General features: G+C 36.5%; 18 protein-coding genes, 1 tRNA gene and 4 pseudogenes. 18 read left to right on the forward strand and 5 right to left on the reverse strand.

Features of this window, described 5'->3' with window-relative positions:
- Positions 1-26: 26 nt before the first annotated feature.
- Positions 27-570 (forward strand): annotated as a pseudogene (locus ABWU71_RS00490) (IS5 family transposase); the annotation flags it as partial.
- A 17-nt stretch (positions 571-587) separates the two neighbouring features.
- Here the strand turns inward: ABWU71_RS00490 and ABWU71_RS00495 are convergent.
- Positions 588-1,270 (reverse strand): annotated as a pseudogene (locus ABWU71_RS00495) (IS630 family transposase); the annotation flags it as partial.
- Positions 1,271-1,332: 62 nt separating this feature from the next.
- Here ABWU71_RS00495 and ABWU71_RS00500 point away from each other — a divergent pair.
- Positions 1,333-2,192, forward strand: a protein-coding gene (locus ABWU71_RS00500) for an IS630 family transposase (protein ID WP_353284517.1) whose coding sequence is annotated in 2 segments (ribosomal slippage) — positions 1,333-1,657 and positions 1,657-2,192 — 861 coding nt in all. Because the reading frame shifts where the segments join, the coding sequence is not laid out codon by codon here.
- A 24-nt stretch (positions 2,193-2,216) separates the two neighbouring features.
- Here ABWU71_RS00500 and ABWU71_RS00505 read toward each other — a convergent pair.
- Positions 2,217-2,399, reverse strand: a pseudogene (locus ABWU71_RS00505) (IS630 transposase-related protein); the annotation flags it as partial.
- Between the two features lie 63 nt (positions 2,400-2,462).
- Here ABWU71_RS00505 and ABWU71_RS00510 point away from each other — a divergent pair.
- The 8 genes and pseudogenes from ABWU71_RS00510 to ABWU71_RS00545 form a co-directional block, all read left to right on the forward strand.
- Positions 2,463-2,723: pseudogene (locus ABWU71_RS00510) on the forward strand (transposase); the annotation flags it as partial.
- 84 nt (positions 2,724-2,807) lie between these two features.
- A complete protein-coding gene (locus tag ABWU71_RS00515) occupies positions 2,808-3,044 on the forward strand; it encodes a hypothetical protein (protein WP_353284518.1) in 237 nt (78 codons plus the stop codon).
- On the forward strand, positions 3,020-3,286 hold the full coding sequence (locus ABWU71_RS00520) for a type II toxin-antitoxin system RelE family toxin (protein ID WP_353284519.1): 267 nt from the start codon (positions 3,020-3,022) through the stop codon (positions 3,284-3,286). The genes ABWU71_RS00515 and ABWU71_RS00520 overlap by 25 nt, the downstream gene beginning before the upstream one ends.
- Before the next feature lie 103 nt (positions 3,287-3,389).
- Entirely contained in the window at positions 3,390-3,608 is a 219-nt protein-coding gene (locus ABWU71_RS00525) for a hypothetical protein (protein ID WP_265015656.1), read from the forward strand.
- On the forward strand, positions 3,583-3,873 hold the full coding sequence (locus tag ABWU71_RS00530; RefSeq protein WP_353284520.1) for a type II toxin-antitoxin system RelE family toxin: 291 nt from the start codon (positions 3,583-3,585) through the stop codon (positions 3,871-3,873). Before ABWU71_RS00525 ends, ABWU71_RS00530 begins: the two co-directional genes overlap by 26 nt.
- A gap of 169 nt (positions 3,874-4,042) precedes the next feature.
- Complete coding sequence (locus ABWU71_RS00535; protein WP_353284521.1) at positions 4,043-4,318, forward strand: YggT family protein; 276 nt, start codon at positions 4,043-4,045, stop codon at positions 4,316-4,318.
- Between the two features lie 4 nt (positions 4,319-4,322).
- A complete protein-coding gene (locus tag ABWU71_RS00540) occupies positions 4,323-6,437 on the forward strand; it encodes an FtsK/SpoIIIE family DNA translocase (protein ID WP_353284522.1) in 2,115 nt (704 codons plus the stop codon).
- Positions 6,438-6,591: 154 nt separating this feature from the next.
- Positions 6,592-7,116: a hypothetical protein gene (locus tag ABWU71_RS00545; RefSeq protein ID WP_353284523.1), complete on the forward strand. Its 525-nt coding sequence runs from the start codon at positions 6,592-6,594 to the stop codon at positions 7,114-7,116.
- A gap of 38 nt (positions 7,117-7,154) precedes the next feature.
- Here ABWU71_RS00545 and ABWU71_RS00550 read toward each other — a convergent pair.
- The 3 genes from ABWU71_RS00550 to ligA form a co-directional block, all read right to left on the reverse strand.
- Positions 7,155-8,014, reverse strand: a protein-coding gene (locus ABWU71_RS00550; protein ID WP_353284076.1) for an IS630 family transposase whose coding sequence is annotated in 2 segments (ribosomal slippage) — positions 7,155-7,690 and positions 7,690-8,014 — 861 coding nt in all. Because the reading frame shifts where the segments join, the coding sequence is not laid out codon by codon here.
- Positions 8,015-8,047: 33 nt separating this feature from the next.
- Positions 8,048-8,437: a hypothetical protein gene (locus tag ABWU71_RS00555; RefSeq protein WP_353284524.1), complete on the reverse strand. Its 390-nt coding sequence runs from the start codon at positions 8,435-8,437 to the stop codon at positions 8,048-8,050.
- A 180-nt stretch (positions 8,438-8,617) separates the two neighbouring features.
- The gene (gene ligA, locus ABWU71_RS00560) at positions 8,618-10,606 is read right to left on the reverse strand and encodes an NAD-dependent DNA ligase LigA (RefSeq protein ID WP_353284525.1); all 1,989 of its coding nucleotides are present in this window, start codon (positions 10,604-10,606) and stop codon (positions 8,618-8,620) included.
- A gap of 214 nt (positions 10,607-10,820) precedes the next feature.
- On the opposite strand from ligA, the gene gltX reads away from it, so the two are divergent.
- The 8 genes from gltX to ABWU71_RS00605 all read left to right on the forward strand — a co-directional run bounded on the left by gltX (position 10,821) and on the right by ABWU71_RS00605 (position 20,523).
- On the forward strand, positions 10,821-12,143 hold the full coding sequence (gene gltX / locus ABWU71_RS00565; RefSeq protein WP_353284526.1) for a glutamate--tRNA ligase: 1,323 nt from the start codon (positions 10,821-10,823) through the stop codon (positions 12,141-12,143).
- A gap of 901 nt (positions 12,144-13,044) precedes the next feature.
- Positions 13,045-13,837 (forward strand): IS5 family transposase gene (locus ABWU71_RS00575; protein ID WP_353284447.1). Its coding sequence is split into 2 segments (ribosomal slippage): positions 13,045-13,308 and positions 13,310-13,837, totalling 792 coding nucleotides; the frame shifts between segments, so codons are not numbered across the junction.
- Positions 13,838-13,933: 96 nt separating this feature from the next.
- Complete coding sequence (gene dnaE / locus ABWU71_RS00580; RefSeq protein ID WP_353284849.1) at positions 13,934-17,263, forward strand: DNA polymerase III subunit alpha; 3,330 nt, start codon at positions 13,934-13,936, stop codon at positions 17,261-17,263.
- A gap of 48 nt (positions 17,264-17,311) precedes the next feature.
- Entirely contained in the window at positions 17,312-18,085 is a 774-nt protein-coding gene (gene rpsF / locus ABWU71_RS00585) for a 30S ribosomal protein S6 (RefSeq protein WP_353284527.1), read from the forward strand.
- Complete coding sequence (rpsR, locus tag ABWU71_RS00590) at positions 18,085-18,360, forward strand: 30S ribosomal protein S18 (protein ID WP_353284528.1); 276 nt, start codon at positions 18,085-18,087, stop codon at positions 18,358-18,360. Before rpsF ends, rpsR begins: the two co-directional genes overlap by 1 nt.
- A 7-nt stretch (positions 18,361-18,367) precedes the next feature.
- Entirely contained in the window at positions 18,368-18,922 is a 555-nt protein-coding gene (rplI, locus tag ABWU71_RS00595) for a 50S ribosomal protein L9 (RefSeq protein ID WP_353273769.1), read from the forward strand.
- Positions 18,923-19,158: 236 nt separating this feature from the next.
- Entirely contained in the window at positions 19,159-20,451 is a 1,293-nt protein-coding gene (gene purB / locus ABWU71_RS00600; RefSeq protein ID WP_353284529.1) for an adenylosuccinate lyase, read from the forward strand.
- Positions 20,451-20,523, forward strand: a tRNA-Met gene (locus ABWU71_RS00605). The genes purB and ABWU71_RS00605 overlap by 1 nt, the downstream gene beginning before the upstream one ends.
- Positions 20,524-20,652: the final 129 nt, after the last annotated feature.

A 20,652-nucleotide genomic window follows, 5' to 3' on the forward strand; every position in this document is an offset into this window, starting at 1 on the left:
GAGATAATATATATAAGTTAGGATATATGAGGAGTTTATACCCAAGTGATATAAGTCGGGAAAGATTTGAGATTATGTTACCAGATCTAGAGTCCTGTAGAAAAAAAACAAAACCAAGGAAACTTGATTTGTATGATGTATTTTGTGGAGTGTTATACGTTCTGAAAAGCGGTTGTCAGTGGAGAATGCTACCAAAAGAGTTTCCAAAATGACGCAATTGTTACGACTATTTTAAGAAGTGGAGTGAAAAACCAGATGCAGATAAAGAAAGTGTTCTGGAGCTGGTGTTAAAAAAAAATAGTTGGCGTGGTCCGACAAAACAATGGTCGGAAAGAAAAAACCAGCTTCTGCATAATTGATGCACAGAGTGTAAAAAATGCAGATACTGCTGAAGAAAAAGGCTATGATGCAGGCAAAAAGATTTCAGGAATAAAACGCCATATTGCAGTAGATACGCAAGGTTTGCCCCATGCAATTTATATAACAACAGCAGAGATAACTGACCGTAGCAGTGCTGTGAGAATGGTCGAAAATGCAAAAGAAAACCTCTCGGGAGTTATAGAATTTCTTATAATAGTCCGAACAGGTCATAGGAAGGCAGAATCAACAGCACGACGAAAGGATTCGAATAGAGGAATGTTTTTCCTAGCTCTGTTTTTTATAGCAAACCAATGATGCTCAATTTTGTTGAAATCTGGAGAATACGGCGGCAGATACAAAATTTCTGCACCAACTCCTCTAGCAAGCTCGATAATCTTACCAGACTTATGAAAAGTAGCATTGTCAAGAATGACAGTCTGTCCAGGTTCCAAGATCGGTGTCAAAAATTGCTCAAACCATCCATTAAAAACATCCATATTACAGTGGCCTTCAAAGGTTAATGGAGCAACTATCTTTCTTCTACTTAAGGCTGCAACCATACTGATTCGTTGAGTTTTCTTTCCAGATTTTAGGCCATAAAACCGCTGTCCTTTCTGGCAATACCCATATGGATAGTCCTCTGTGTTATCAATGCCAGACTCATCTATATAAACTAAGTTTTCTGGTTCTTTTGTTGCTATAATTTTTAAGAATTCAGCACGTTTTTCTTCGTTTCTTTCCTTGTATCCATATGTCTTTTTTTGCGCGTAAATCCAATTTTTCTGAGAGCTCGGTGGATCGTTTGGATACTAACGTTGCCCCAAAGTTTAGCCATTTCCGACAGAGTCTTTCCTCCGTTTTCTCTGGCAAATTTAGCAAAGGCATCCCAGTCGGTAATTTTGTGATTGTATAGCTCTTTTCATAGAAGTCCGGATGTGACAAGATAAGGATAGACGATGATAAGTAGGTTGAGTGCCAGCAGCATATAGTTATGACTTAAGGAAAAAAGCAATGGAAGCGCTAGAGGAGGGAGGAAGCAGAGAAACAGTGGCAGCAAGATTTAAAATTGGACGAACTACTTTATGGGAGTGGCAGCAAAGAAGAAAAGAAACAGGAGACTTTCAATCAAAAAAACTTGGAAATGGAGGTTACAATCACAAAATTACCGACTGGGATGCCTTTGCTAAATTTGCCAGAGAAAACGGAGGAAAGACTCTGTCGGAAATGGCTAAACTTTGGGGCAACGTTAGTATCCAAACGATCCACCGAGCTCTCAGAAAAATTGGATTTACGCGCAAAAAAAGACATATGGATACAAGGAAAGAAACGAAGAAAAACGTGCTGAATTCTTAAAAATTATAGCAACAAAAGAACCAGAAAACTTAGTTTATATAGATGAGTCTGGCATTGATAACACAGAGGACTATCCATATGGGTATTGCCAGAAAGGACAGCGGTTTTATGGCCTAAAATCTGGAAAGAAAACTCAACGAATCAGTATGGTTGCAGCCTTAAGTAGAAGAAAGATAGTTGCTCCATTAACCTTTGAAGGCCACTGTAATATGGATGTTTTTAATGGATGGTTTGAGCAATTTTTGACACCGATCTTTGAACCTGGACAGACTGTCATTCTTGACAATGCTACTTTTCATAAGTCTGGTAAGATTATCGAGCTTGCTAGAGGAGTTGGTGCAGAAATTTTGTATCTGCCGCCGTATTCTCCAGATTTCAACAAAATTGAGCATCATTGGTTTGCTATAAAAAACAGAGCTAGGAAAAACATTCCTCTATTCGAATCCTTTCGTCGTGCTGTTGATTCTGCCTTCCTATGACCTGTTCGGACTATTATGAGAAATGCTATAACCTCCATTTCCAAGTTTTTTTGATTGAAAGTCTCCTGTTTCTTTTCTTCTTTGCTGCCACTCCCATAAAGTAGTTCGTCCAATTTTAAATCTTGCTGCCACTGTTTCTCTGCTTCCTCCCTCCTCTAGCGCTTCCATTGCTTTTTTCCTTAAGTCATAACTATATGCTGCTGGCACTCAACCTCCTTATCATCGTCTATCCTTATCTTATCACATCCGGACTTCTATGAAAAGAGCTATAAAAATGTACTGGTTGATGCAGGCTATACTGGAGAGAATTTTGCAACTCAAATAAAAACGATTATTGGTGCAACCGTTGAAGTGATAAAAAGAAATGAATTACATTCCTTTGTTGTATTGCCCAAAAGATGGGTTGTGGAGCGATCTTTTGCTTGGTTAGAAAAATGTAGAAGATTGTGGAAAAATTGTGAGCGAAAACTCAATACTAGCCTACAAATGGTCGTTCTGGCTTTCACTGCCTTACTTCTGAAAAGATTATGAACAGGCTCTTACATATCATCAACTTTCTTTATTGAAAAATTCAGAAAAATGTTGTATAATTGTTAGTAGACTTTGGTAAAACACATGGCAGATTCAGGAACTAATATAGCTCTTAGTAAAGAAACTTTACAGCACCTTGCCGAGCTAGCTGAGCTCACTAAGCAGTCTGCTCAAGAATTAGCAGAGAAACTACTCAGAGAAGCAATTGAGCTTGAAATCGAGGATTTTTTAGTGTCTAAAATTTCTGATGAGCGTGATGTTGAAGGCGCAGAAATGATTAAAAGTGAGGACGTAGATTGGGATACACTATTATCTTCGTAGGAAAAGTTATCAGGAAAGACCTTCCTGACCTCCCAAAAATAATAAGGTTAAGGGTCGTAAAGGCGATAAATGAACGACTTACAGCTGATCCAATAAACCTTGGTGAACCACTACATTACAGCTTAAAAGGGCGCAGAAGGTTAAGAGTAGGTGACTATCGCGTGGTCTACAGGGTAGATCAATCAGAACGTACAGTTGTTATCACAGAAATAGGATATAGAGATACTATTTACAAGAGATAAGTACATTCTATAAACATTAAATATATTTTTATACACCACTCCTTTCTTTATTGAAAAATTAAAAAAAATGTTGTATAATCATTAGTAGACTTTGGTAAAACTTATGGCAAATCCAAACACTAGTATAACTTTCAGCAAAGAAACTTTAGAGTGTCTTGCTGGATTAGCTAAAGTAAGAAATAAATCCATTCAAGATCTAGCAGAAAAATTAATGCAACAAGCAATCGAATTTGAAGAGGATACAATATTAGTTGAGCGTGCTATTGAACGCGATGTTCCAGGTGCGGAAGAGGTAGATGACAGCGAAGAAATCTGGAAATAATCTGTACACTATCAAATATCTCAAGAGTATTCGAAAGGACATATCAGCTTTTCCAGAAACTGTAAAATTAAGGATTAAAAATGCAATAAGAGGACGTATTGCAATCGATCCTATTGGTAATGGTGAACCATTACAAGGTAAATTTAAAGGACAAAGAAAACTAAGGATTTGTGACTATCGTATCATTTATCGCGTAAATACTTTAGAATGTATAGTAACTATCGCTTCAATAAAACATAGAAGAGAATCTTATAAGAAGAGATAAAATGTACTATAAATAGTATATATATTTTATACAGCACTCCTTCCTCTTACCTTAGGTGGCTTTGCGCAGCTCAAAAAATGAAGTTTTTTTTGGTTCAGCAAAAACAACATTTTGAGTTTGAAAAGGCTAAATACTTGTCTTTTATATAACTTTCGTGTAATAGATATGTATGCATCCAATCATATATCTACTCAATACGTTACTTGATCTTTATAGCTTCATTCTAATATGTTGGGTTGTCCTAAACTGGCTGGTTAAACTTAATATGGTGAACATATATAATGAAACTGTCAGTAGCATAATGCACATCTTGAATCAGTTGACTTATCCACCACTGAAAATTATCAGAAGATACATACCACCGTTCAACGGATTAGATTTATCTATAATGATATTGCTAATAGCAATTCGCTTTGTACAATATACAATGAATTACTACTTTTAAGTAGATGCTAAAAAGATATCTAAAAGCAGCAGTATGTCTATCACTCTTAATATATATATATATATCAGTTTTTAGCTACAACTATAAAGATCCTTCCTTAAACACAGCTACAAATGAGGAAGTGACAAATTTAGGTGGAATAGTAAGTTCATATTTAGCTGATATATTGGTTCAATTTCTTGGATTAACTAGTGTTACAATAGCTACAACCATAGTTTACTTGTTGATCTTCAGGCCAGCAAAAAGGCTGCTGAAAATTCTCTGTTTAATATTAATCAATTTAGGGATATGTGCTATACTACCACAACTTTCGCTAGGCATCACTGCAAGGTACAGACACAGTGGAATAATAGGGAATGCACTCGTTAATAACTGCCCATTTTATATATTTGTGATAGTAACATCAATAGGTCTTGTAGGATTGATTGGTTGGAAGAGAACAATTTACTCCATATTTTTCCTATTCAAAAAAATAGCTTGCTTATTTATAAATGTTCCATTCTTCAGATCACATAAAACTGCTGAATATTCAGTTGCACCATTGGTAGTAGAAGAAAAACATAGAACTAAAATCACTACTAAACAACAACCAAAAGAAAGACAGAAAAAAGCTACCGAGGAGGTTTTAAGTGAGTTTAAGTTTCCAAGTATCCATTTACTTTCTAAAGCAGAGGAGTCTTTGCAGAGAAAACAGCTAAATGAAATGGAGAGCAATAAAAATTTATCTCTGCTGGAACAAGTCCTGAGTGATTTTGGCGTGCAAGGAAAAATTATCAGTGTATGCTATGGGCCGGTTGTGACTTTATACAAACTTGAACCACAAGCTGGTACGAAATCTGCAAGAGTAATTGGCCTTGCAGATGACATTGCACGTTCGATGAGTGCACTCTCTGCACGTATTTCAATAATTCGTGGACAAAATGCTATGGGAATAGAGTTGCCGAACAAGGAACGGGAAATTGTAATGCTGCGTGATTTGCTTGAATCACCAGAATACCAAAATGCAAACTTAAATCTTCCAATTGCGCTTGGCAAAGAAATAAGTGGAAAACCAGTTATTGCAGATCTAACTAAAATGCCTCACTTGCTCGTTGCTGGAACCACAGGGTCTGGTAAATCAGTTGCGATTAACACTATGATTCTGTCGCTCGTTTATCGATTAAGTCCTGACGAATGCAAGATGATAATGATCGACCCAAAAATGCTTGAGCTTTCAATATATGATGCAATACCACATCTAATAACGCCAGTGGTAACAGAGCCAAAAAAGGCTGTAATTGCTCTTAAGTGGATAGTGAAAGAAATGGAAAACCGCTATCGCATGATGTCATATTTGAATGTACGCAATGTTATAAACTATAATCAAAAAATCACAGAAGCGATGAATAGTGGAATAGAATTAGAGCGCGTTGTGCAGATTGGCTTTAACTCAACAACAGGTAAGCCTTTGTCTGAAAAAATACCAATCAAGATGGAAACATTTCCGTATATTGTAGTGATCGTGGATGAAATGGCAGATTTGATGCTTGTTGCCGGCAAAGAAATAGAGTGCTCTATTCAACGCTTAGCTCAGATGGCTCGTGCTGCAGGAATACACATCATAATGGCAACACAACGCCCATCTGTGGATGTGATCACAGGTGTGATAAAGGCGAACTTTCCAACGAGAATCAGTTTTGCTGTTACTTCTAAGATAGATAGCCGTACAATACTTGGCGAACAAGGGGCTGAACAATTGCTCGGCATGGGTGATATGCTCTATATGGCTTCTGGTGGTAAGATTATTCGAATTCACGGCCCATTTGTGAGCGATGATGAGGTGCAAGATATAGTTGATCATCTGAAAATGCAAGGTGAGCCAAATTACATGGAGGAAATTACCAAGGAAGATGAAAATTCTTCTGTGGAATCAGAAGGTGAAACAGAGGATGAAGAAAACGACCTTTACAACCAAGCAGTGGCCATCATTCAAAGAGATCAAAAAGTTTCAACCAGTTACATTCAAAGGCAGCTTAGAATAGGCTATAACAGAGCAGCAAACATCGTTGAAAGAATGGAAAAGGAAGGTATTGTCAGCGCTCCAAATTACTCAGGGAAAAGAGAGATATTGGTTGAATAACAATCTTGTAATACCTTAATTTAAGTTTCCGCACTTTCAAAAAGCAAGTCAAACAAAATTATTAAAAGGTCAATACATAATGACAGTTAATTTAATAATAATTTAAACATTGGGAATGTAAAATTATAATATACTAATTAACTAGGGGGTTAAAATGGTAAAAGGAATTTTGTGCAATTGGTTAGGTATAACAGAATTGCAAGAAAGTCAAAAAATCGATGCTGAGCAGTTTGAAAAAGTTTTTGCTGCATTAAAAGAATGGCAAGAAGCTCAAAAGATAGATGCTAAACAGTTTGAAGAGGTATTTAGTGCATTAAAAGAATGGCAAGAAGCTCAAAAGATAGATGCTGAGCAGTTTGAAAAAGTTTTTAGTGCATTAGAAGACAAGATTGGTACTGAGCAGTTTCAAGCTATGCAAGAGCACTTAAACGGCCTGCAAGAAGAAGTGGAAACACTTGCAGAGGCAGTAGCAGATCAAGAAAAAACACTACTAATTTGTACCATAGCCACTGCTGTTGCCGTAATAGCGATAACTTCTTTTGTTGCATTCTGCATCTATCAGGGAGTTAAGTGTGAAAGGGAGAAAGAAAAGAACTTGTCTAAAGATACACCAGACACAAAACTTAATGATAAAGTTGATACTCAAGCGCAACGGAATAGCTTAGGCATTCCAGACTAAGTTGCAAATATAGCATTTCTCATAATAGTCCGAACAGGTCATAGGAAGGCAGAATCAACAGCACGACGAAATGATTCGAATAGAGGAATGTTTTTCCTAGCTCTGTTTTTTATAGCAAACCAATGATGCTCAATTTTGTTGAAATCTGGAGAATACGGCGGCAGATACAAAATTTCTGCACCAACTCCTCTAGCAAGCTCGATAATCTTACCAGACTTATGAAAAGTAGCATTGTCAAGAATGACAGTCTGTCCAGGTTCCAAGATCGGTGTCAAAAATTGCTCAAACCATCCATTAAAAACATCCATATTACAGTGGCCTTCAAAGGTTAATGGAGCAACTATCTTTCTTCTACTTAAGGCTGCAACCATACTGATTCGTTGAGTTTTCTTTCCAGATTTTAGGCCATAAAACCGCTGTCCTTTCTGGCAATACCCATATGGATAGTCCTCTGTGTTATCAATGCCAGACTCATCTATATAAACTAAGTTTTCTGGTTCTTTTGTTGCTATAATTTTTAAGAATTCAGCACGTTTTTCTTCGTTTCTTTCCTTGTATCCATATGTCTTTTTTTGCGCGTAAATCCAATTTTTCTGAGAGCTCGGTGGATCGTTTGGATACTAACGTTGCCCCAAAGTTTAGCCATTTCCGACAGAGTCTTTCCTCCGTTTTCTCTGGCAAATTTAGCAAAGGCATCCCAGTCGGTGATTTTGTGATTGTAACCTCCATTTCCAAGTTTTTTTGATTGAAAGTCTCCTGTTTCTTTTCTTCTTTGCTGCCACTCCCATAAAGTAGTTCGTCCAATTTTAAATCTTGCTGCCACTGTTTCTCTGCTTCCTCCCTCCTCTAGCGCTTCCATTGCTTTTTTCCTTAAGTCATAACTATATGCTGCTGGCACTCAACCTCCTTATCATCGTCTATCCTTATCTTATCACATCCGGACTTCTATGAAAAGAGCTATACCACCTACATAACCTTTAATTTTATATTCAGTGCTATTGCGATATTCTCTCAAAACTCGTTTATGTTCTTCGGACATGACCGTTTCAAAGGTTGTTTGGAAACCACAACAAGCAGTGATTATAGTACATACTAACAATATAGCAGAACCAATAATTCCACCTGCAATAAGAGGTGGCAAGCTGATAAAACTTAGAGCCAAACCTGCGAGAGCCCCTATACCAGCCGAGATGCCTACTTCTACTCCTAGGATTGCTATTCCTGCTAATATCATTACTACTGGGTTTAATTTAAACGTTTCTTTTACCAAGTCCAGCTCTGCTTGTTCTATCTGTTTTAGTTGTGTTCTTGTATAACTCATGATATTTACTCGCTAATATTTAATTAATAATTATAACATCTTTAGCTTATATAGTCAATATGACCTTACCTAGAAAAAATGGAGAGAAAGAAAGGAGTTTTTTTGTGGTAATCCAATCAATCTAATTAACAGCTTGCTCATTATAGTCTTGCAACTTTGATTTAATATACAATCCAAGTGTCATTTGAACACTCCCGAACTTATCACTTTATGCCACCGGTCTTCATCTAAAATTTCTACACCTAATTCCACTGCCTTTTTATATTTGGATCCTGGTTTTTCTCCTGCAATTAGGTAGTCAGTTTTAGCAGAAAGATGTGAGCTAACCTTTGCTCCCAGAGTTTTGGCTCTTACTTTTGCCTCTCCTCTACTCATAGCAAGTAGCTTACCAGTAAACACTATAATTTTATTATTTAAAACAGAGTCACTAGAGTTGGAGCTCACAGGAAGAATTTGAAGATAAGCAGTAAGATCATTTAACATTTTGATGTTATGTTCCTTAGAAAAAAATGACTCCAAAGATTCAGCCACTTTTTTTCCTATGCCGTCTATACTGACTAGCTCAGTATTATCTGATGACAGTTCAATCATTGAATTATACCAGTTATCATAAGAAACATAATAATCTGCAAGCAATTCTGCTGCAACTTGACCAATAAATCTAATACCTAAAGAAAATATAAACCTATCTAGAGTTATTACCCTTCTGCTTTGTATAGCATTTAATAAATGAGCTATTGATTTCTTGCCCCAACCAGACTGTTCTTCCAGATTAAATTCATCCAATTTTTCTTCTAAAGTAAAAATATCATGGATTTGTTTTATCAGACCAAGGTCGTAAAAAAACTCTATCTGCTTATCACCAAGGCCAACAATGTCAAATGCATCTTTCGATACAAAATGCTTTAGTTTTTCTATCATTTGAGCTTTACAGGCAAATTCCTCAGGACATCTTACTGCCGCCTCTCCCTCAACCTGACGTACTTTACTACCACATTCAGGGCATACTTCAGGAAACACAAATTCAGGTGTATTTGGAAGACGAGAATCTCTGCTTACTTCAACAATCTGGGGAATTACATCCCCTGCTCTTTTGATTGTTACAATATCTCCCTCTCTTATGTCTTTACGTTTTATCTCATCTTGGTTATGCAGACTTGCTCTACTAACTAGCACCCCACCAATATTGACTGGCGCTAAATCTGCAACTGGAGTTAAAACCCCTGTTCTGCCCACCTGTATAAATATCTTATTTAACTTTGTTTTTGCATAAACCGCAGAAAACTTGTATGCAAGTGCAGAGCGCGGTGCTTTGTGAGTATTCCCTAGACGATTTTGTAGTACCAAATCATTTACTTTATAAACTATTCCATCAATATCATAATCCAAGTTATAGCGACAGTTATAGACTTCGTTATAGAACTTCAGCATTCCATCCAAACTACTCGTTAAGGACTGATGCTCATTTACGCAAAAGCCAAGTGCCTCAAGCTTATTTAGTATTTCACTTTGACTTTTCTCTGCTCCACCAATTAAAGAATAAGCAAAATATCTAAGTGGTCTACTTGCTGTAATGTTTGCATCCAATTGCTTTAAAGAACCAGCAGCTGCATTTCGAGGATTGGCAAATTCATCGTTTTCATTTAACTTTAAAAAGTCGCTGTTACCGATGTATATTTCACCTCTTACTTCTAGTCTTCCTTGCACACCTTGCAAAAACTTAGGAAAGCCTTTTATTGTTGCAACATTGTGAGTGACATCTTCCCCTACAAAACCGTCACCTCGAGTTGCAGCTTTAATAAATCTTCCATCCTCATAAATCGCAGAAAATGACAACCCATCAATTTTTGGTTCACATAATATCTCTATTTTGTCCTCAATTAAAAACCTCTTTATTTTAGACAAAAATTTCTCTACACCTTGTTCATCATAAGCATTCTCAAGGGAAAGCATAGGTTCTTGATGTTCCACCTTAGAAAACCTCTCATCAGGTGGAGCACCAACACTATCTTGTGTTGCATAAATTTCTGGCTCTATTTCAGCTAACTTTTTCTTCAGTTCATCATATTCAGCATCACTTATTTCTGGCTTATTTTTTTGGTGATACAAAACATTATGATAATTTATTTGATCTTGCAGTTTTTCTCTCATCTTTTCTAAGTTAGTCATGATACCAATATAATGCTACATTAGCCTTTGTCGTCAAGTTGTGAATTTTCTTGAATTTATCATATGGTCTTAATCCATCAAATATCAAAGGTGCCACAATGCTATAGCCATACTTATTCTTCTCTTGCTCAATTGTATTAGCAGATCTCGCTTGCTTTAGCCATATATTTATATAAAATTAAAATAAATTAGAGTAAACAATATTGCTGTTTAAATGCTAACAAGATTCGCTCCAAGCCCAACTGGCTACCTCCACGTAGGAAACGTACGAACTGCCTTGGTTTGTTGGATGTACACACGTAATCAAAATGGAAAATTTTTACTCCGTTTTGATGATACTGACCTTCAGCGTTCAGATGTCAAATATATAAATAATATCATAGAAGACCTAAAATGGATTGGTATCGATTGGGATGCAAGTTTCAAGCAATCAGAGCGCTTTGAGCGCTATAACGAGGTGTTCTTGCAGTTAATAAAAGAAGGGCATATTTATGCATGCTATGAAACAAGAGAAGAGTTAGAAATTAAACGAAAATTGCAGTTAAAACAAGGACTTCCCCCGGTATATAACAGAAGCGCGTTACTTCTAACTGAGCAAGAGAAAATTCGTTATGAGCAAGAAGGAAGAAGACCACATTTTAGATTTAAGTTGGATAGAAATGAAGTTGTTAAATGGAATGATGAAGTTAAAGGTGAAATAAATATTGCAACCAGTAGCATAAGTGACCCCGTGGTAAAGAGAGAAGATGGAATTTACACATACATGTTACCTTCTGTTACTGATGATGTTGACTTTAATGTAACTCATATTGTACGTGGGGAAGATCATGTAACTAATACCGCAGTTCAGATCCAAATGATTAAAGCATTAAAAGCGAAAATCCCTACATTTGCTCACCTGCCTCTGCTACATTTTGATGATAGCAAGATATCCAAGCGAACCGGCGCGCTGGATATCAAATCTATGAAAGAAGATGAAATTGAACCGATGGCACTAGTTAGTTATTTAGTGAAGCTCGGAACATCCAATCCAATTGAAGCTTGCGCCTGTATGCAATCTTTGATTGACTCATTTGACATTAAAAAATTTAGCTCAGCATCTGTACAATTCAGCTTGAGTGAAGTATATAAGCTAAATAGCAAAGTTCTGCAACAAATGCCATTTGAAATGATGCAAGACCGTTTAAATCAAATTGGAGTGGACTCCTCAGAGTTTTGGTATTTTATAAGGAACAATATAGAAAGGTTTTCTGAGGTGGCCAAGTGGTGGAAAATATGCAAATCCGATATAGAGCCTGTGATTCTTGATAAGGAGCTTACAAAAATTGCGTTCAATGCATTGCCTCAAGGCGATTGTAATGAAAACACGTTGTCAGAATGGGTCAAAACTATTCGACAAACAGTGGATATAAAGGCAAAAGACCTATTTACGCAGTTGCGTTCAGCTTTAACAGGAACAGAAACAGGACCAGAGCTCGCTAAATTATTAATTTTTATCGGCAAAGAAAATATCATTGCAAGGTTAAAAGAAAAGTGAAAACCAAAGAATTATAGCTAATGCAAGTCAGTACGTCATACCGCGATTCATTCGCGGTATCTCTTAGCCGCTAACAAGTAGCGGAATGACGAGGTTATCGTCATTCCGCCACGAACCGTCATACCGCGATTCATTCGCGGTATCTCAGCCGCTAACAAGTAGCGGGACGACGGTTGTCAGGCTAGCCTGTCATCCCAGTGCCCAGACACTGGGATCCAGGAAACTTAATTGCAAGTAATACATTGGGTTTGGTGAGTACGGGTTTTGCGTTATAGAATGAAGCACTTTTGGTGAATTTATAAAGAAAGCTGGATCCCAGTGTCAAGCACTGGGATGACACCCTACTAGCGGAAGTTACTCTCAAATGTTTGTTCATGTTAGCCACAAACATTAAGAAATTTACCAAATAAAAAAAAGGCAAAAGAAACCCTAGTCACTGTCTATTTTCAGTATTGGCGTTTTTTAAGTCTTAAACGCTGCAATTTAGCTGCTTTTAAATGCGACTAACCTTAGCTATAAATGTTTAAGAAATTTACCAGGCAGAAAAAAAAGGCATAGAAAACCCGCAGTAGCTAGTTATTCACTCTCTATTTTAAAATTTGACGTTGGGTGATGTCTTGAACGCTTTATAAGCGCGTTTCAGCTTATATAGGTAAAAACCTAGAAATTTGATAAAGACATAAGGTACACATAGTGCAAAAAATTAAGCATAGTACGCCAAATACAAGTTTTCTTGTCGTTTTAATCTGCACAGATTGGGAAGTTAAATAATATAGCTTCAGTTTCATAATAAGGGGGCTGGCGAAGGGTGTCAAGTAAGTTTTTGTATTTTAATTTTAGAACCTGTACATGATCTCAAGAAAGGAATAAACTAAGAGATAATATATATAAGTTAGGATATATGAGGAGTTTATACCCAAGTGATATAAGTCGGGAAAGATTTGAGATTATGTTACCAGATCTAGAGTCCTGTAGGAAAAAAACAAAACCAAGAAAACTTGATTTGTATGATGTATTTTGTGGAGTGTTATACGTTCTGAAAAGCGGTTGTCAGTGGAGAATGCTACCAAAAGAGTTTCCAAAATGGCGCAATTGTTACGAATATTTTAAGAAGTGGAGTGAAAAACCAGATGCAGATAAAGAAAGTGTTCTGGAGCTGGTGTTAAAAAAAAATAGTTGGCGTGGTCCGACAAAACAATGGTCGGAAAGAAAAAACCAGCTTCTGCATAATTGATGCACAGAGTGTAAAAAATGCAGATACTGCTGAAGAAAAAGGCTATGATGCAGGCAAAAAGATTTCAGGAATAAAACGCCATATTGCAGTAGATACGCAAGGTTTGCCCCATGCAATTTATATAACAACAGCAGAGATAACTGACCGTAGCAGTGCTGTGAGAATGGTCGAAAATGCAAAAGAAAACCTCTCGGGAGTTAAAAATGTACTGGTTGATGCAGGCTATACTGGAGAGAATTTTGCAACTCAAATAAAAACGATTATTGGTGCAACCGTTGAAGTGATAAAAAGAAATGAATTACATTCCTTTGTTGTATTGCCCAAAAGATGGGTTGTGGAGCGATCTTTTGCTTGGTTAGAAAAATGTAGAAGATTGTGGAAAAATTGTGAGCGAAAACTCAATACTAGCCTACAAATGGTCGTTCTGGCTTTCACTGCCTTACTTCTGAAAAGATTATGAACAGGCTCTTAGAATTTTATAGGCTTTTGTTCTCATGAAAATTATGTTCTCATGAGTAAATTAATGTTATCCTTTTTTGTTGATCTAAAGTTTCTTATGTTCATACACTTAAGTGTTCATAGTGTTTATTCGCTGCTTGAAAGCTCGGTTAAAATTGAGGAGCTGATCGGCCTTTGTTTGCGAAATAAAATGCCAGCGGTTGCAATTACTGATTCAGGTAACTTGTTTGGCTCGCTCGAGTTTTCAGAATATGCGGCAAGTAGGGGAATACAGCTAATAATAGGATGCAATATTATAGTTAAACATTCAGAACAAAATTTACCTATATTATTGCTTGCAAAAAATGAGCAAGGGTACACTAATTTAGTCACTTTGGTGAGTGAGTCTTTTAGAAAGCGCAAGAATAACAGCGATATTCCTTACGTTGATTTTGACGAGCTATTGAATTTAAGTATGGGTCTGATCGCTTTAACCGGTGGATGTTTGGCTCAACTATTGTTGGAGCAAGATAAAGAAACGGTTGAAAAACTGCTTTCAGCATTCGATGGTCATTTATATGTTGAACTGCAGCGTCATGGGCTGAATAAAGAGCTAGAGCTTGAAGAAGCTTTGATAGACTTTGCTTATCAGCGCAATATACCACTAGTTGCAACAAACGATGTGTTTTTTCCAAATAGGTCTGACTATGAGGCTTATGATATATTAACGTGTATATCGGAGGGGAGTTATGCCCTGGAGAATAACAGAAAGAAGTTAACTACCGAGCATTACTTCAAATCTGTGGCAGAAATGGAGGAGCTGTTCAGCGACATTCCCGAAGCAATTCATAACACTTTAGTGATAGCTAAGCGGTGCTCTTACATGCCAAGAAGCAGGCAGCCTATTTTGCCTAAATTTCCTTGTCGAGAAAATAAAACTGAGAATGAAGAACTGAGGGAGAAGGCAGTTGCAGGATTAGAATTCCGCATTGCGAATGAGACAGACATAGACCTTAAACAATACTACGATCGGCTGAATTACGAACTGAGTGTGATAACTTCGATGAACTACGCTGGCTACTTTTTGATAGTTTCTGATTTCATTCGTTGGAGCAAAGCAAATGGCATTCCAGTTGGTCCAGGAAGAGGCTCTGGTGCTGGATCAATTGTTGCTTGGGGCTTGCAGATTACAGACCTTGATCCAATAAAGTTTGGCCTAATATTTGAAAGATTTTTGAATCCTGATCGTGTATCGATGCCTGACTTTGATATCGATTTCTGCCAAGAGAAAAGGGACTTGGTTATTGATTATGTTCAGAAAAAGTACGGTTATGTTGCTCAAATAATCACTTTTGGAAAATTGCAAGCAAGGGCAGTATTGCGTGATGTTGGTAGAGTATTGCAAATGCCTTACTCTCAAGTGGATAAAATATCTAAAATGGTTCCATTTAATCCAGTAAATCCTGTAACTTTATCACAAGCGATAGAGTTTGATCAAAACCTGCAGAAAGAGCGGGATAGTGATGAGGTAATTGCAAAGCTTCTTGATATATCGCTAAGGCTCGAAGGAATATATCGTCACGTTTCAACTCATGCTGCTGGAATTGTAATATGTGATCAAAAGTTGGAAAATTTTGTTCCTGTGTATTATGATCCAAATTCAGCTCTGCCAATCACTCAATACAGCATGAAATATGTGGAGAAAGCTGGGCTAATAAAATTTGATTTTCTTGGACTTGGTACGCTAACGCTAATAGATCATGTATGTCGTTTAATTAATCGTGATGGAAAAAAGATTGATATTTCTTCAGTTTCTTTGAATGATCAAAAAACCTATGAGATACTCTCAAGCGGTGATTCAATTGGAGTGTTTCAGCTTGAAAGTTCGGGAATGAGAGAAGCTTTAATTAAACTAAAACCGGACTGCATTGAAGATATTATCGCTTTAATTTCCCTTTATCGTCCAGGACCTATGGATAACATTCCAACTTATGTTGCAAGAAAACATGGACTTGAAAAGCCAGATTATATTCATCCGTTACTTGAGGAAGTATTAAAAGAGACATTTGGGGTAATAATTTACCAAGAACAAGTGATGGAAATAGCCCGTATTCTTTCCGGGTATAGCTTAGCGGAAGCAGATCTGCTGAGACGTGCCATGGGTAAGAAAATCAAGGAAGAGATGGATAAACAACGTGAACTTTTCATCCAAGGGGCAACAAAGAATGGCGTTGATTACGACAGGGCAAGTTATATCTTTGACCTTGTTGCAAAATTTGCTGGTTATGGGTTCAATAAATCTCATGCTGCAGCATATGCGGTGATATCTTATCAAACGGCTTACCTTAAAGCTAATTATCCATTAGAATTTTTCACAGCCTTGATGAATCTGAATATTGATGATAGAGATAAACTGAATTTATCTTATCATGCAGCAAAGTTTAGTGGCGTTACCGTTCTTCCACCTGATATAAACAAGTCTCAAGCTGAATTCTCAATAGAGGACGAACGCATACGTTATGGTATTGCTGCCTTGAGGAATGTTGGTTTTTCTATAGCGGAAGGAATAGTGAACGTACGTTCAAGCGCTTGTAAGGACATATGGGAATTCATTCAAAATTCAGGTCATATAATAAATAAGAGAGCGCTAGAAAGCCTGATTAAATCCGGAGCATTCGATAGCGTGCATAAGAACAGAAAGCAGCTATATGAGTCAATGGACACGCTGATTTACTTTGCAAATAAAAACAAACAGGATAGAGAATCAAGTCAAGCTGCTTTGTTTGGTAGTCTTGATGTCCTCAAACCGAAACTTGAGAATGTGGAAGATTTTGATGAAGAGGAAAAATTAGAACATGAGTTATTTTCACTAGGATTTTATTTAACTAATCATCCGCTTGAAAAATTTAGAACTCTTCTGGAAAAGTTAAATATTGGGTTTATCGGAGAAAATAGAACAGCAAAAACTGCCGGGGTAATATTAAATGCACGTATGAGAACTTCAGAGCGTGGAAGGTTTGTTATCCTCACACTTTCTGATCCCCATAACGTTTCTGAAATAGCATTCTATAATAATGAAATAATAGAAGAAAAAAGAGATTTATTTTCACCAGGAACATTTGTGATAATTGATCTTGAAGCTTCGGAAAATACGACAAGATTAGCAGGCAAGGATATATCTGAGTTTACAAAAAGAATCGCTTCTACAACAAAAGAATTAGTTCTCACCACTGAGTGCACGGATTCGCAAAAAGCCGCTATGGAATTAAATGCAATATTGAAAGATGAAGGCAGAACCAAAATAATGTTAAAACTTCTTCTCGAAAAACATAAAGTGAGCATCTTATTACCAGGTGCATACTCAATTGCTCCTCAAGTTATTTATGAAATATCTAACTTAAGCTGGATTAAGGGCGTAGAAATTAACACAAATAACTTGCTTATATAAAAAAGTTTTATATAATAAAGTGTTTAATCGGTATTAAAGGAAGATATAGTGAATCTTTATGAATTTACTTTTATAACACAACAAGGATTATTACAACAAGAAGTAGAGGAGATGGTCCAAGAGCTAGCTGTTTCATTGAAAAATATTAAAGCAGATGTTATGTTCCAGCAAATCAGGGATGTTCTGAAAAAAGGAAATGACAAGCTTACAAAACAAGAGTTAGAAGTGCGTGCTGAAAACATTAAAGAAGATCTAGTTGCTTACTCTGATTTCTTGGAAGATCTTACAAAAATTTTATGGGTTGAATTGGAAGAAGATCTTTCAAATTTGAAAGAAGTGAAGTCAAAAATCGATAAAGAGTTGAAAGATGACCTAGAAGATTTAGGAATAACGCAAGATTTTACAAAATTTCCAGGAGGCAGTACTAAAAGTGCATTTATCCATAACGCAGTAAATGCTTTGAAGAAAAATATTTCAGAACATCTAATAAAGATTTTTCAAGATATTTTGAAAGATTTTAGAATAAACGGTCCAACTCAATCGAGCAAAGCATTGGAAATGCTTTTGAAAAACATTGAAGCATCAGGATTAATCAAGTATGAACATTGGGGTCTTTTGGATTTTGCATATCAAATAAATAAAATGAAGGGCGGTCATTATTGTATAATGTGCATAAGTTCTACTGCAAGCATTCTGGATGAATTTGTGCGTAGAATGAAACTTAATGAGAACGTTATTCGCCACTTTCCTGTGCAGGTTGATAAAATTTTTGAAGGTAAATCTTATATGATGAATAAACAAATTGAGGAGCAAAGCGCATAATGATGAAAAGACGAAATAGTTTTAATAATTCTTACGTATCTGTAAATAATAGGACTGGCTTTAGGCGTTCTAAAGTTTGCCCTCTTGCTGCGTTTAAAGATGAAGACATAGATTATAAGAATATAGATTTATTATCCAAGTTTACCTCTGACTATGGTAGGATATTACCTAGAAGATTAACAGGCGTATGTGCAAAAAAACAAAGGAAGTTACGCTTAGCGATCATAAGGGCACGTTTTTTAGCTCTTATTCCTTACTGTACTAAAAAAGTTTAGGTAATTTATGTTGATAATTTTAAAGGAAAATATAAGGACTTTAGGTAAGCTTGGTGAAGTTGTCAAAGTTAAACCAGGTTATGCACGTAATTTTCTTTTTCCACAAAGAAAAGCGGTGAAAGCTACCAAGGAAAATTTAACAAAGCTAGAGGAGCAACGTTTATTACTGGAAGAAGAGAATATAAAAAGATTAAATGTAGCAAAAGAGCTTGCATTGTCACTACATGATAAGTTTGTGGTATTAATAAAGCAAGCTTCAGAGGATGGTAAAATTTTTGGTTCTGTGACAACACGTGAAATTGCGAAAATTTTACTACAAGAAGGACATGTGATAGATCACCGTAGTTTATCTTTTGGTGGAATAAGCATCAAAAACTTGGGTGAATACCAAGTAAACGTAGAATTACATAGTGAAGTAGTAGTGCCAATTACTATATACGTCGTGAAATCCGAAACAGATGCAAATGAGCTAAGGCAAGTAAAATTGCAAAATCAGAAGTCTGAGCAACAAGAGGCAGAGCAAGATGCGAATAAAGAAGCTACTGATGGTGATGATAGCTGATCAAAGATGATCCCTCGTTATAGTCGTAAAGAAATTTCTGCCATGGCTAGGCTGGTGTCATCCCAGTGCTCCCCTCATGTCATCCAAGTGCGTGACACTGGGATCCAGTTTATTTCATCATGGACATTATTTTATGCTTCTAGAATCCGTTGTCCATTGAATAATTTGCAAATACTTTTATATCTGGATTCCAGTGTCACGCACTGGAATGACACCATTATTGGAATAAATCAAAAATGATTCCCCGCTATAGCCGAAAAGAAATGTCTTCCATTTGGGAGGAAAATAATAAATTTAATATATGGCTTAAAATAGAAAAACTAGCGTGTGAAGCTCAAGCAAAGTTAGGAGTGATTCCGAATAATATTGCTGAGAACCTCTCTTGTGCTATTGAATTTGATGTTGAATGTATCAACGAAATTGAATCCATTGTAAAACATGATGTTATAGCTTTTCTGACATATGTTGCTGAAAAAGCGGGAGTTGATGTTCGGTATCTACACTATGGAATGACAAGTTCTGACGTTTTGGATACATGCCTTGCGGTGCAGTTGAAAGAGTCATGTGATATTTTACTCGAGAATCTAAAAAATTTACTTGTAGCATTGAAAAAAAAAGCTGAGGACTATAAAGATATTGTTTGTGTTGGGCGCAGTCATGGAATGCATGCAGAACCAACAACTCTTGGATTAAAATTTGCTAGATTTTATGCTGAATTTAAACGCAATTATCAGAGATTAATTAGCGCGCAAAAAGAGATCTCAATTTGTAAAATATCAGGTGCAGTAGGTAATTTTGCAAATGTTGATCCGTTTGTTGAAGAGTATGTAGCGAAAGAAATGGGACTCATACCTGAAACCATATCGTCTCAAGTCATTCCTCGTGATAGACATGCCATGTTCTTTTCGTTTTTGGGAGTGATTGCAAGCTCAATAGAAAATATTGCGATTGAAATTCGTCATTTGCAAAGAACTGAAATCGGCGAAATTTCTGAGCATTTTTCCACTGGGCAGAAGGGAAGCTCTGCTATGCCACACAAATGTAATCCTATTTTAAGTGAAAATCTGACTGGACTCTCACGTTTAATACGCAGTTATGTTTTTCCTGCGTTAGAAAATGTTGCATTGTGGCACGAACGTGATATATCACACTCGTCTGTGGAAAGATGCATTGCTCCTGATGCTTGTATAACAATGGATTTTGCTTTAGTGCGATTAACAGATTTGATAGATAAATTGGTGATCAATAAGGAAAACATTGAAAAGAACTTAAATTCTTCAAAAGGTTTAGTTTTCTCACAGCGTGTATTGCTTGAGTTAGTAAATAGTGGTTTGGCGAGAGAAGAGGCGTATAAAATTGTTCAGAGCAATGCAATGAAAGTGAAACAAAACAACAGTGATTTTCTGGCCGAATTGAAACAAGATAAACCCTTACTTAAGGTTATTAACTCGGAAAAACTTGAATCTTTGTTTGATTTGAAGTATTATACGAAACATATAGATCATGTGTACAATAAGGTCTTTAATTAGGCTGAGTAGCTCAGTTGGTAGAGCAGGAGGATCATAATCTCTTGGTCGGGGGTTCAAGTCCCTCCTCAGCCACTCGAAATAAACTATGTTTAGCAAAGTAGTGCTATTGGTGAAACCCAGTGTCAGCTACTTGAAATGGTTACGTTCAGTTGTGTATCCACTCAAGTGTACAGTTTAGAGGACAATGGATAAGAGATTGTG

The organism is Wolbachia endosymbiont (group A) of Lasioglossum fulvicorne (assembly GCF_964028605.1).
GTDB lineage: Bacteria > Pseudomonadota > Alphaproteobacteria > Rickettsiales > Anaplasmataceae > Wolbachia.